The following is a 12,498-nucleotide window of genomic DNA, read 5'->3' as shown; positions in this document are numbered from 1 at the left end:
GATAAAAGGAGGCGGGGGCTGGATCGTCAGCCGCAGTTTGCGATGGCACCCCCGCGGTGGAGGCGCTGTGACATGTCAGGCAAATCGGTGCCCGCGGAGCACGCCCGGACCGCGGGTCCCCTGGAGCCCAGCGGACCTTTTCTGGCCGACTACTACGCGCAGGTACCCGCGGAGGACCTGCGGAGCTACAGCCCGGAGACACTCCGGACGCGGGCGGCGCACCACCTGAAAGTGGCGTCGTCGCGGGCCCCCGGCCAGGCCGCCGTCGGGATCCTGAACGAACTGGACGCCAGCATCGTTGCAGTGGTGGCCGAGGACATCCCGTACCTGGTCCACTCCATCTCGGCGGAGCTCACACGCGACGACGCCTCGATCCGGGTGCTCGTGCATCCGAGCTTCCAGGTGCTGCGTGATCCGGTGTCCCACGAGTTGTTGGACATCCGGCGCGGCCCTTCCCCGGAAAGCCCTTCGGGAAGCCCCGCCCCGGAATCAGGGAGCACCGAGACCTGGATTGCCGCGGAAATCGGCAGGCTGGCAGACGACACGGCGGCAAGGGAGCTCACAGAAAACCTGCACAGGGTACTGGATGATGTGCGGGTTTCCGCCGGGGACGCTGACGCCATCCACAGCAAGGTATCCGAGGCGGTCGCCTCGGTGGACGGATTGCCGCCGGGCCTCGTTCCGCCGCTGGAACAGCTTCGTGAACTGCTCCTCTGGCTGGACGACGGCAACTTCCTGTTCCTCGGCTACGGCGAATATGAACTCACGACGGCGGGCGGCCAGGAACTGCTCACCGAGCGGCCGGGTGCCGCGCTGGGCCTGCTGCGGCGGCGACAGGGGGACGCCGCTGGAAGGCCGGGTCCCGGGCAGTCGGGGATCCATGGGCCCCAGGCGCTCACGCTTGCCACCTCGGAGGTGCGGTCCACAGTCCTGCGGCGGTCCTACCTGGACGAGGTGCGCCTGCAGGTGTTCGACGAGGCCGGCAAAGCCACCGGGGAGCGACGGTTCGTGGGGTTGTTCACTCCCGGCGCCGCGCACCAGTCCGTCCGGCGGATTCCGGTGATCCGTGAAAAGGTCCAGGCCGTCAGCGAACGCCTGGGATTTACGCCCCGATCACACCAGGGCAAGGATCTGCTGGCTGTTCTGGAGACCTTTCCGCGCGATGAGCTCTTCCACATCGAGGTGGATGACCTCGCCCGGCTGGCGGGCGAAATCCTCCGTGCCGAGGTACTCCGGCGGACCCGCGTGTTCCTGCGGCCTGACAGCTTTGGCCGGTTCATCTCCGCGCTGGTCTTTTTCCCGCGCCGCCGCTACAGCACGGCTGTCCGGCTGCTGATGGAACAGGAGCTCAGGCAGGCCTTCAAGGCGAAATCCATCGAGTTCGAGGCCCGGCTGACCGAATCCCCCATGGCCCGGGTGTTCTTCCGGATCCACCTGGCTGGGGCCGCACCCGATGCCCCGGCGTCCGGCACCGCCGGCGTCGACCCCGCCCAACTGGAGCGGCGCCTGATCTCAGCCACCCGCTCCTGGACGGACGGACTCGACGAGGTGATCCGTGAGCGCTTCCCGGCGGCGGAGGCCGCCAGGCTCTCCGGATTGTGGTCGGACGCGTTTCCCCCGAGTTATCGCGCGGACCACGAGGCGGAAGCCGCGATCGGGGACATCATCAACTTCGAGACGTTCGATCTGGACGGCACCGGCGGGCGCCCGCACGGGGATCCGCTGCTCACGGTCTACGTCAGGCGGGGCGCCCCGCCCACCCTGGCCGAGGACGCCCGGATCCGCCTCTACCTGACCAGGCCCCGGAGCCTCACGCAGATCCTGCCCTTCCTGCACAACCTCGGGCTCGAGGTGCTGGACCAGCGGCCCTTCGAGCTCCGGCGCGGCACCGGGCAGAACGTGTTTCTGTACGACCTCGGCGTGAAGTATCCCGCCGGAGTTGATCCCGAGGCAAGCAGCGGACTGCTCGCCGATGCGTTCCGCGCTGCCATGCGGGGCGACGTCGAATCCGACCGGATCGACGCACTCGTCATCCGCGAGCGGGTGGGCTGGCGGCAGGCGGCAATCCTGCGAAGCTATGCGAAGTACCTCCAGCAGCTGGGGACAACCACCTCGTACGGGTTCATCGCGGATACGCTGATGACCAATGTCCGGGCAACACACGCACTCCTGGCCCTGTTCCAGGCGAAGTTCGATCCCGGGCTCGACGTGCCCGGCCGGTTCCGGGAGACCGCCGCAGCACGGACAGAGCTGCTGGCCGCGATCGACGAAATCCCCGTGCTCGATGCCGACCGGCTCCTTCGCACGTTCATGAATCTGGTGGAAGCAACGCTGCGGACCAACTTCTTCCAGGACAAGCCCCATCTGAGTTTCAAGCTGAATCCGGCGGCGATCGCCAATGCCCCGTTTCCCCGGCCCAAGTACGAGATCTGGGTCTACTCACCCCGCGTTGAAGGCGTCCACCTCCGGTTCGGGGCCTTGGCCCGCGGCGGGCTGCGCTGGTCTGACCGAAGCGAGGATTTCCGGACCGAGGTCCTGGGACTGGTCAAGGCGCAGAACGTGAAGAACTCCGTCATTGTACCGACGGGGGCCAAGGGAGGGTTCTACCCCAAGCAGCTGCCGGACCCGGCCGCGGACCGGGAGGCCTGGCTGGCCGAAGGCCTGGAATGCTACCGGATTTTCATCAGCGGGCTGCTGGACCTGACGGACAACCTGGTCACCACGGCCCGCGGCGAAGAGGTGGTCCCGCCGGAGCGCGTGGTGCGCCACGACGGCGACGACTACTACCTGGTGGTGGCGGCCGACAAGGGAACAGCGTCCTTTTCCGATGCCGCGAACGCCGTGGCGCAGGAGTACGGCTTCTGGCTGGGAGACGCCTTCGCGTCCGGCGGATCCGTGGGCTACGACCACAAGCAGATGGGAATCACGGCCCGCGGGGCGTGGGAATCCGTGAAGCACCATTTCCGCGAGCTGGGCATGGACCCGCAGAGCGAAGACTTCACTGTGGTGGGCATCGGCGACATGAGCGGCGACGTCTTCGGGAACGGGATGCTGCTCTCGCCCCACATCCGGCTGGTGGCGGCGTTCGACCACCGGCACATCTTCCTCGACCCTGCCCCGGATGCCACGGCATCCTTCGAGGAACGCAAGCGTCTGTTCGGCCTCCCCCGTTCGTCCTGGGCCGACTATGATCCCTCGCTGATCAGCGAGGGCGGCGGCGTCCATTCCCGCAGGGCCAAGACCATCGCGATCACGGAGCAGGTCCGGATGTCCCTCGGCCTGGAACCGGGAACGGCAACGCTTCCGCCTCATGCCCTCCTTCAGGCCATCCTCCGGGCACCCGTGGACCTGGCCTACAACGGCGGCATCGGAACCTATGTCAAGGCCTCCACCGAGAGCCACACAGAGGTGGGCGACAAGGCGAACGACGCCATCCGGGTCAACGGCAACGAACTGAGGGCCAGGATCGTTGCCGAGGGCGGCAACCTGGGCATCACCCAGCGCGGACGGATCGAAGCGGCCCTGAACGGCGTCCTGCTCAACACGGATGCGATCGACAACTCGGCCGGCGTGGATTGTTCGGACCACGAGGTCAACATCAAGATTTTCGTTGACAGGATGATCGCGGCGGGGAAGATGCCGGCGTCGGAACGCGCCGGTTTCCTGCACTCCCTCACCGATGAGGTGGCCCGCCTGGTCCTGGCAAACAACGCGGACCAGAACGTCCTCCTGCTCAACGACCGGCACCTGGTGCTGGAGTGGAGCCCCGGGTTTGAGCGGATCATGGACTGGCTGGAGAACGCCACCGACCTGGACCGCCGGCTGGAGGCGCTGCCGGGCACGGAGGAACTCCAGGACCGGCTGCGGTCCGGCCATGGACTCACGGCTCCCGAACTCGCCGTGCTCGCCGCCTATGCGAAGATCGAGCTGGCCAGGGAGCTCAGCGCCGGCGATCTTGCCGATGACCCCTGGTTCAAGCGGGTACTCCGCGGCTACTTCCCCCGCCAGCTGTCCGAGCGCTTCGACGCCGAACTGGACGCGCACCCCCTGCGCCGTCAGATCGTGTGCACGGTGGTGGCCAACGACATGATCAACCTGGGAGGAATCACCTTCGCCTTCCGTGCCATCGAGGAAACCACCGCAACCGCCGCCGCAGTGGCCAGGGCCTTCGTGGTGGTACGCGAGGCCTACGGCCTGCCCTGGATAACAGGCAGGTTGGCCGCCCTTCCCCCCGGGTTTCCCAGCGAACACGCCGCCCAGGTGGCCCTGCACATGCGCAGGCTCCTGGACCGGGCGACCCGGTGGTATGTGACGCATGACCACCGGGACCAGCCCGTCGCCGAGGCCCTGGGCCGGGTCATGCCCACTTTGGACCTGCTGAGGACCAGGACCGTGGACTTTCTGCGCGGCTCCGATCGCGACCTCGTCCATGGCCGGCTGGCGCACTGGGACGACGTCGGCCTGCCGCGGGATTTGGGGAAGCGCGCCTCAGACCTGCTCGAAAGCTTCGGGCTTCTGGACATTTCGCTGGTGTCGGAGCAGGTAAAGGAACCCATCACCACGATCGCCGATCTTTATTGGGCGGTTCTTCAGCGGATCGGTGCGGTGGGCCTGCTGCTGCGCATCACCGACCTGCCCCGGCACAGCCGCTGGGAGGCCCTGGCCCGGGCGGCCCTGCGTGATGACGTCTACTCCGCCGTGGCCGACATGACGTTGTACGTCTTGCAGACCACCCAAGGCGGTGACTTCGCGGGCGCCGACAGTATGGAACGCATTGTGGCGTGGGAGCGCGGACACCAGGAGCAGCTGGCGCGGATCAAAGACACGTTCGCGGAGGTCACCAGGCCGGGGCAGGTGGACATCGCCTCCATCTCCGTGGCACTCAAACTGCTCAGAACGCTGGTCCGAAGCTGAACCCACAGTTCTCCGGACCCTTACGCGCAGGAAACACCGCGGTAACCGCTGGCTCTTAGGCTTGATTTGCATAACCCTTCGGCGAAGCGAGGCAGCCATGCAGACCAACCCCCGGCTCAACATCAGGCACGTCACGTGGGCCAACCCCGTGGGTGCGGCCCTGCGCGCCGCCCAGCAGGCGGAACTGGACGCCCGCTTCGGCACCAGCGACCACGAACCCGGACCGCCGCCGTCGGAAGCCGACACCGCCATCTTCCTCGTCGCACACGACAAGGCCTCCGGCCAGCCCGTCGGCTGCGGCGGGCTGCGGATCCTGGACGGGCACACCGCCGAGATCAAGCGGCTCTACGTCCTGCCCTACACCCGAGGCTCCGGCGTGGCGACCTCCATCCTGGCGGCGCTGGAAGCCCACGCCCACTCCCTCGGCATCACCTCCATCACCGCGGAGGCGGGTTCCGCCCAGCCCGATGGCCGGCATTTCTACGAGAGTTCCGGCTTCGGAGCCGTGCCGAACTTCGGACCCTATGTGGGGGTGGAGCACTCGTACTGCTACGCCAAGGCGATCGATTCGCACAGCGCCGCGCACACCGCCATGGCCTGAGCCCGTCGGGATCATTTTTGGCCTGCGCGCCAAGCACCGGCCCTGCTAGGCCCAGAACTCGTCCCACTTGGCCGTGTCCTCGAAGAACTCCCGGCCCTCGGTGACCTTACCGTCGCGGAGCACGAACGCGATGGCTGTGGCCACGTCCAAGGATTTTCCGTTGGCTTCGGCGCGGCTTTGCTGGAGCCCCACTGTGTGGTTTTCCCCGCCGACGATGTCCTGGACGGCAGCCTGGAAGGTGCCTTGGGAACGCGATCCCAATTCGCCGAAGTAGGCCAGAACGGCTTCGCGCCCTTGCTTCGTCCCCGACAGCACGCCGCTTCCCGTGACGTACCAGACTGCGTCCTCCACGAATAATTCGCGGAGCGCCGCCATATCCCCTGCGTTGAAGGCCTCGTACCCCCGCCGGACCAGTTCAGCATTTTCTGCAGCTCCCATGTCGGACACCTCTCCGTCATCCTTGTCGGGTCATTCCGGGACGGCTTAAGGGTATTCCTGACCGGGGTGACTGTCGATGGGAAATCATTGCCGCGGACGTGCGGCCCTGCAGCGGGCCGGCGGGCCAGCCGCGGTCGCCTGCCCGGGCCCTCTACTTCGCGCTCGGCCAGCCGGTGTACGCCTCGGCCAGGTATGCGCGGCCGTGGCGGGAGGACACTACCGAGTTGAGCTCGCCGAGCTGGCGGGCGCGGGTGAAATCGTCCACATCCGCCGGTGTGTGCAGCATCGACGTCATCCAGTAGGAGAACTGCTGGGCCTTCCAGACGCGGTCCAGGGCGCGGCCGCTGTAGCCGTCCAGCAGGGCGGTGGAGCCGGTCTTGTAGAAGCTGTCGAATCCCTCGAAGAGCACCTTGACGTCATGGAGCGCCAGGTTCAGGCCCTTGGCGCCGGTCGGCGGAACGGTGTGGGCGGCGTCCCCGGCCAGGAAGAGGTTTCCGTGGCGCATCGGGGCGTGCACGAAGCTGCGGAATTTCAGGACCGTCTTGTCGATCACCGGTCCCTCCTTGAGCTCGAAACCGTTGCCGTTGACGCGGCTGCGGAAGGCGTCCCAGATCCGGTCATCACTCCAGTTGGTGACGTCCTCGTTCGGGTCGCACTGGAAGTACAGGCGCTGGACCGTTTCGGTCCGCTGGCTGATGAGAGCGAAGCCGTTTTCGGAGTTGGCGTAGATCAGTTCGTCGGCGCTGCGGGGCGTCTCGGCGAGGATGCCGAACCAGGCGAAGGGGTATTCATGGAAGTACCACTTGCGCTGCGCCTCCGGAATCTGGAAACGGCTGTGGCTGCGGGAGCCGTCGGCGCCGGCGATGAAGTCCGCCTGGAGCTCGTATTCCACGCCGTCGGCGTCCGTGAACCAGACCTTCGGCTTGCCTTCAAGGTCATGGATGGTGGTGTCCGTGACGCTGTAGCGGACGTCGCCGCCGTCTTCCTTGCGCCGTGCGGCGAGGTCGAGGAAGACGTCGGTCTGGGGGTAGAGCCAGACCGATTCCCCGACGAGGTCCTGGAAGTCGATCCGGTGGCTTTCGCCGTTGAAGCGCAGTTCGATCCCGTCGTGCCGGTCACCGTCGCGGAGCACGCGGTCGGAGACGCCGCTGTCAACGAGCAGGTTCACTGAGCCGTGTTCCAGGATGCCGGCGCGCACGGTTTCCGAGATTTCGTTGTGGCTGCGGACCTCGATGACGGTGGATTCGATTCCCTGCCTGGCCAGCAGGTGGGAGAGCATCAACCCCGCCGGACCGGCACCCATGATGGCGACCTGGGTGGTGACGATTGTACGGTTTGCCATGTGTTCCTCGCTTCGTTGCGGAGCCCTGACCGCTGCGTGCCCTGGGGTACTTTGCGTACCCTGCAAGCGGTGCATCCAGCGCATCGGGGCCGGTTGGATTCCCTGGCTACAGTGTGCCCCGGGACACGTGATGGGCGTTACAACGGTTCCATTGAATGGAATTGAGCCGGCCGCGGTGAGATGATGGCCGGCGAGTCATGCAGTTGCCGCCCGATGCCGCGCGCCGCCGTCTGCAGCGCCGGGACCAGCGCCTGCAGCCGCATCTCGCGCAGCGGAACCACGACGCCGAGCGCGGCCACCGTACGGTTGCGCGCGTTCCGCACGGGCACGGCAATGCCCCAGGTGTCCGGGTCCACGACGCCGGCGAGCTCGACGTAGCCGTGGGCGGCAGTCTCATGAAGGAGGGCGCGGACATCCTCCGCGCGCAGCTTGCCCGCGGGATCCTTGAACTCGCGCAGATACTCAGCCTGCACGGCGGGTGGCTGGTTAGCCATCAGGGCAAGGCCGGCCGAGGATACGTGCACCGGCATCCGGCCCGCAATCTTTGCCCTGTTCGCTACGGATCCGCGGCGTGAGAGCCGTTCCACGAAGAGCGCCTCCCAGCCGTCCAGCACCGCCAGGTTCACGTTCTGGTTCAGGACCTGCTGGATGTCCTCCATGAACGGCATGGCCGCCTGGCGCAGGGCGAGGGTGGGCGAGTTGCGGTTGACCAGCTCCCAGAGCCGCAGGCCCAGCCGGACCGAGCCGCCGCTTCCCAGCTCCAGGAGCCCGTGCCCCGCGAGCTGCCGGACCAGCCGGTGGGCCGTGGCGAGGGGCAGGGCGGCGCGGCCGGCCAGCTCGGAGAGCTGCAGTTCGGTGACGCCCTCGGGAAAGGCCCCGATCACCCGGACGACGCGGTCCACCACGGAATCCCCGGACACAGAATTCGCCATGGGCGCCTCTTCCGTTGAATGGTATCTGGCCTTCCACCCTACCCATTGCGGCGGGAGAAAGCGCCGGATTCCGTGCGGACAGGGACCCTTCCCTGCAGCCTTCCGATATGGTAAAGGCCCCACAAGCGTAGAATGCGGGAAGAACCCGGTCGAGGCCACGTCCAGGTCCAGGTCCAGAATCTCCGAGGTAGCCATGTCCACGTCTCCATTGAAGAACAGATCCCGGTGGCCCATCTGGCTCTGTTGGCTGGCCATGGTCCTGGATGGTTTTGACCTGGTGGTCCTCGGCACGGTCATCCCGACCCTGATCAAGACGCACGATCTCGGGTTCGACGCCGTGGGCGCCACGTTTGCGGCCACCATCTCGCTGGTGGGCGTAGGGCTGGGTGCGCTGTTCATCGCCCCGCTCTCGGACCGCCTGGGCCGGCGGAAGCTGCTGGTGGCCTGCGTGACCTGGTTCTCCATCTTCACCATCGCCGTCGTCTTCGCCCCCAATGTGGCACTCTTCAGCACCTTCCGGCTCCTCGCCGGGCTCGGCCTGGGGGCGTGCCTGCCCGCCGCGCTGGCCTACATGAATGACTATGCGCCGGCCGGTTCTGCCGGGAAGTCCACCACGCGGACCATGACCGGGTACCACGCCGGTGCCGTGGCCACGGCCTTCCTTGCCCTGATGGTCATCCCGGACTGGCGGACCATGTTCGTGGTGGGCGGCGCTGCGGGCCTCGCCCTGGTGCCGTTCCTCTGGTTCAAGCTTCCCGAAACACTGCCGGCGGTGTATCAGGTCCCCGAGGCTGCCGCCGGCACCGCGGCGGCAGCGCCCGTCCCGACGTCCCAGCCGGGAGCGGCCCAGCCCGAGAGGGCCGGATTCCGGCACCTCGGCAGGAAGCCCTACCCCTTGGTGGCTGCAGGAGTGGCCGTGGCATCCTTCATGGGGCTGCTCCTGGTCTACGGGCTCAACACGTGGCTGCCGCAGCTCATGTCATCGGCCGGCTACAGCCTCAGCGCCGGGCTGTCGCTGCTGCTGGTGCTCAATGTCGGCGCCGTCGCCGGCCTCGTGATTGCCGGCATCCTGGCAGACCGGCACGGCACGAAGAAGATCGTGCTTCTCTGGTTCGGCCTCTCCGCCGTGTTCCTCGCGGTGCTCAGCGTCAAGATCCAGAACGAACTCCTGATCAACGTTGCGGTTTTTGTGACCGGTGTGTTCGTCTTCAGCTCCCAGGTCCTGGTGTATGCGTGGGTCAGCCAGCTGTTCCCGGCCCGGCTGCGCGGCACGGCACTGGGCTTCGCCGCCGGCGTCGGCCGCTTCGGCGCCATCCTGGGCCCCGCCGTGACCGGCACCCTGGTTGCCGCCGGAATTGCATACCCCTGGGGTTTCTACGTTTTCGCCGCCGCCGCCGTACTGGCTGTCGCGGCCCTGGCATTCGTACCGCACACCATCACCGCGCCGGCCGGCGCGGAGGCCGCCGTAGGCCGCTAGCAGGCAGCCGCTAGGGCGCCGGCTGCCGGGCGCGCAGGCGGCGCCAGGCCGTCGGGGCCAGCACGACGGCGACGCCGACGGCGGCACCGATGACGGTCTCCACGATCCGGTCCCGCAGCAGGAGTGCGGGCGACGAGGGCGCCACCAGCAGCGTCGAGATCAGGGCCAGGGGCGTGACGAAAATCTGGGCCAGGACGTATTGGCGTGCGATGAACATTTCGGCCCCGAACTGGCAGGCCGCGATCACCAGCACGGTCTGCCAGGGCGCCGGCCGCAGCAACAGGATCCCGGCCAGCAGCACGAGCCCCACGGCCGTGCCCACGATGCGCTGCAAACCCCGGCTCACACGGTGGCGGGTGGAGTGCCCGACTAGCGGGACCACCGCCGCCACCATGGCCCAGTAATTGTGGCCGAAGCCGAGCCACTCGCCGGCAACGGTCCCCAGGGTTCCGGCCACGCCGGCCGCCACGACGTACCCCACGGCCTCAAGCCGGGCAGCCCGCGTTTCGCCCGGCGTCAGCCGCGGGCGCTTCGGCCGCACCCACGGCATCCGGTGGCTTCGGACCACGCGGGCGGATATTCCGATCAGCAGCGAGAGCGCGACGGTCAGCACCGCCACCAGCATGCCTTGCCACAGCGGCGGCTGGTTGGGGATGGACGCGATGGCCGCGAAGGCGAAGATGTGGAAGAGCGAGCCTGCCGGGCGCAGGCGCCACCGCGCGACGATCAACGAACAGCCGCCGGCCACCACGGTGGTGGCCAGGACCTGGATCCATGTGGTGCCCGGGGCGGTCAGCGCGAAGGCCTCGCCGGTACGGGCCGTCAGGACGGCAAGGAGCATCACGAGCATCATGAGCAGGCCGGCACGCAACTGGAGGACGAACCGCTTCGCGTGCGGCTCGTTCCGGCCGTAGATCCCGGTGAAGGCCCCGAAGGAGGCGAAGACGGCCAGGTCCAGGCGGTCCAGCAGCAGGAGGGTGACCAGGGGAACAAAGACGCCGACGGCGCAGCGGAGCGCCACCTGATGGTCGTTCTTGCCGGGTCCCATGGTGAACATCTCGGAGAGCATCTTCACGGCTGGGGGCGCCTTTCGTTGAGGTCACAATGGTACGACGGCGGCGGTGGCATCCACGCTGGATTCTACGCCGCAACGGCAACGGGGCAGCATTGCCCGCCGTTCATTGGAATCGGACCCGCCTGCACGAAGTGGTAGCGTCTTTCGGTTGGTTCCTGCAACCAATTCATCCAGCAAAGACATACCGGAGGTCCCCATGCTCAAAGGATTCAAGGATTTCATCCTGCGCGGCAACGTGATTGAACTGTCCATCGCCGTCGTCGTCGGCACGGCGTTCACGGCACTGGTCGGCGCATTTACCTCCAACATCGTGAACCCGGTCATTGCGGCGGCCGGCGGTGTGGAAACCGACGGCCTGGGCTTCCACATCTGGCCCGGGAATGCGAAAACCTTCGTCAACTTCGGCGCGGTGATCACCGCTTTCCTCACCTTCCTAATCACGGCGGCGGTGGTGTATTTCCTCTTCGTGGCACCCATGAACAGGATCAACAGCATGGTCAAAAAACGTCTGGCCACGGCGGAACCCGAGGAGAAGCCGCTGCCGGCGGACACCGCGCTGCTCGCCGAGATCCGCGACCTGCTGGCGCAGCTCGCCGCCCCGGAGCGGCCGGCCGGACTGACCGGCGCGACGGCGGGCGCGACGGCGGGCGGGCCGTCCGGCGAAGAGGCGGCCGAGCTGACCGGTTCGCACCGCCGCTGACCGGGCCAGGCCGGTGCTTCCTCACCGGCAGCTTGCCTTGGCCGGCAGCGCCGGGTCCGAATCCGTCACCCGGCCGCAATCCGCCTGAAACAGCGGGCCGCCATCATGGGAGCATGAAGCCTAAAGCCCCTGGCAGAACATCGTCCCCCGCGCCCTCCGAATTGAGCTGCGAAGTCTGCGGCCAGATGCCCGAACCGACCAAGGCCAGGCTCACCCTCGCCAATATCGCCGTGATGCTGCCGATCGAACTGCTGGTGCACGCCGCTGTGGTGGAAACGCACCTGCCGTATGTCGCCAAGGTCCTGGTCCTCACGCTGACCGCCACGATTCTGGTGATCTGGGTGGCGGAACCCTCGGCTGCGAGGATGCTGCGCCGCTGGCTGCACGCCCCGGCCCTGCGGCACCGCAGCCGGCTGGTGGCGGCGCCTGCCCTCTGGCGGGCCCGGACCGTACTGAAGGACAGGCCCGGTTCGCTGCAGAAGATCACGCAGTCGCTGGCACGGCTGGACACCAACATCCTGAGCATCCATGTCCACCCGGTAGCCGGCGGGGTGCTGGACGAGTTCGTGCTGTCCGCGCAGGGGGAGCTCCGCGAAGGCGAGCTGCTCCGCGCGCTGCGCGACGGCGGCGGGAAGGATCCGCACGTCTGGCCCACCACGGCGCTGGCCATGGCGGACGGGCAGACCGGCGCGCTGAGCCTGGCCGCCCGGATCGCCGCCAATCCGGATGAGCTGCCGCTGGCGGTGGCGGAACTGCTGCACGCCGGGATCGTTCCCTCGGAGGGTTCGGACACCCGGCAGGAGGCCTCCACCGCCGGCGGCACGATGCTGCGCATCCCGACGGCCTGGCACGGCCCCATCACCTTTGTCCGGCCCGGCGAGCCGTTCACCCCGGCGGAATCAGCACGCGCCCACCGGCTGGCGGAGCTCGCCGAGATCCTGGCCCACCGCCCGGCCCCTGGGGGAGAGCAGGGCTCCCGGCCGTCATCCGCTTCCTGAGCGGCCGGAACTCCGCCGGCG

At 67.8% G+C, this 12,498-nt stretch carries 9 protein-coding genes; 5 read left to right on the top strand and 4 right to left on the bottom strand.

The features are described from left to right. Positions 1 to 72: 72 nt before the first annotated feature. Both J9611_RS02315 and J9611_RS02310 read left to right on the top strand, forming a co-directional pair. A complete protein-coding gene (locus tag J9611_RS02315; protein WP_211877382.1) occupies positions 73 to 4,914 on the top strand; it encodes an NAD-glutamate dehydrogenase in 4,842 nt (1,613 codons plus the stop codon). 97 nt (positions 4,915 to 5,011) lie between these two features. Beyond that, the gene (locus tag J9611_RS02310) at positions 5,012 to 5,515 is read left to right on the top strand and encodes a GNAT family N-acetyltransferase (protein ID WP_211877380.1); all 504 of its coding nucleotides are present in this window, start codon (positions 5,012 to 5,014) and stop codon (positions 5,513 to 5,515) included. A gap of 45 nt (positions 5,516 to 5,560) precedes the next feature. Here the strand turns inward: J9611_RS02310 and J9611_RS02305 are convergent, their stop codons facing one another. The 3 genes from J9611_RS02305 to J9611_RS02295 form a co-directional block, all read right to left on the bottom strand. Beyond that, entirely contained in the window at positions 5,561 to 5,953 is a 393-nt protein-coding gene (locus J9611_RS02305; RefSeq protein WP_211877379.1) for a nuclear transport factor 2 family protein, read from the bottom strand. A 151-nt stretch (positions 5,954 to 6,104) separates the two neighbouring features. Continuing rightward, on the bottom strand, positions 6,105 to 7,295 hold the full coding sequence (locus tag J9611_RS02300) for a 4-hydroxybenzoate 3-monooxygenase (protein ID WP_211877378.1): 1,191 nt from the start codon (positions 7,293 to 7,295) through the stop codon (positions 6,105 to 6,107). A gap of 137 nt (positions 7,296 to 7,432) precedes the next feature. Continuing rightward, on the bottom strand, positions 7,433 to 8,227 hold the full coding sequence (locus J9611_RS02295) for an IclR family transcriptional regulator (protein ID WP_211877377.1): 795 nt from the start codon (positions 8,225 to 8,227) through the stop codon (positions 7,433 to 7,435). Between the two features lie 193 nt (positions 8,228 to 8,420). Here J9611_RS02295 and J9611_RS02290 point away from each other — a divergent pair, with 193 nt between their 5' ends. Then, on the top strand, positions 8,421 to 9,704 hold the full coding sequence (locus J9611_RS02290; RefSeq protein WP_211877376.1) for an MFS transporter: 1,284 nt from the start codon (positions 8,421 to 8,423) through the stop codon (positions 9,702 to 9,704). Positions 9,705 to 9,714: 10 nt separating this feature from the next. Here J9611_RS02290 and J9611_RS02285 read toward each other — a convergent pair whose 3' ends face one another. Beyond that, entirely contained in the window at positions 9,715 to 10,779 is a 1,065-nt protein-coding gene (locus J9611_RS02285) for an FUSC family protein (protein ID WP_211877375.1), read from the bottom strand. A 196-nt stretch (positions 10,780 to 10,975) separates the two neighbouring features. Between J9611_RS02285 and mscL the strand changes: the two genes are divergently transcribed. Both mscL and J9611_RS02275 read left to right on the top strand, forming a co-directional pair. Then, positions 10,976 to 11,479, top strand: coding sequence for a large conductance mechanosensitive channel protein MscL (gene mscL, locus J9611_RS02280; RefSeq protein ID WP_211877373.1), 504 nt, complete (start codon positions 10,976 to 10,978; stop codon positions 11,477 to 11,479). A 113-nt stretch (positions 11,480 to 11,592) separates the two neighbouring features. Continuing rightward, complete coding sequence (locus J9611_RS02275) at positions 11,593 to 12,477, top strand: ACT domain-containing protein (protein WP_211877371.1); 885 nt, start codon at positions 11,593 to 11,595, stop codon at positions 12,475 to 12,477. Positions 12,478 to 12,498: the final 21 nt, after the last annotated feature.

Source organism: Pseudarthrobacter albicanus (assembly GCF_018224015.1).
In the GTDB taxonomy this organism is placed as follows: Bacteria; Actinomycetota; Actinomycetes; order Actinomycetales; family Micrococcaceae; genus Arthrobacter; species Arthrobacter albicanus.
The sequence above is the reverse complement of the archived record's forward strand: the minus strand, read 5'-3'. Positions and strand labels throughout refer to the sequence as shown.

Excerpts from the sequence above, each read along its gene's own strand:
- J9611_RS02275 (WP_211877371.1), top strand. The coding sequence starts at position 11,593 with ATGAAGCCTAAAGCCCCTGGCAGAACATCGTCCCCCGCGCCCTCCGAA.
- J9611_RS02315 (WP_211877382.1), top strand. The coding sequence starts at position 73 with ATGTCAGGCAAATCGGTGCCCGCGGAGCACGCCCGGACCGCGGGTCCC.
- J9611_RS02300 (WP_211877378.1), bottom strand. The coding sequence starts at position 7,295 with ATGGCAAACCGTACAATCGTCACCACCCAGGTCGCCATCATGGGTGCC.
- J9611_RS02305 (WP_211877379.1), bottom strand. The coding sequence starts at position 5,953 with ATGGGAGCTGCAGAAAATGCTGAACTGGTCCGGCGGGGGTACGAGGCC.
- mscL (WP_211877373.1), top strand. The coding sequence starts at position 10,976 with ATGCTCAAAGGATTCAAGGATTTCATCCTGCGCGGCAACGTGATTGAA.
- J9611_RS02310 (WP_211877380.1), top strand. The coding sequence starts at position 5,012 with ATGCAGACCAACCCCCGGCTCAACATCAGGCACGTCACGTGGGCCAAC.
- J9611_RS02290 (WP_211877376.1), top strand. The coding sequence starts at position 8,421 with ATGTCCACGTCTCCATTGAAGAACAGATCCCGGTGGCCCATCTGGCTC.
- J9611_RS02295 (WP_211877377.1), bottom strand. The coding sequence starts at position 8,227 with ATGGCGAATTCTGTGTCCGGGGATTCCGTGGTGGACCGCGTCGTCCGG.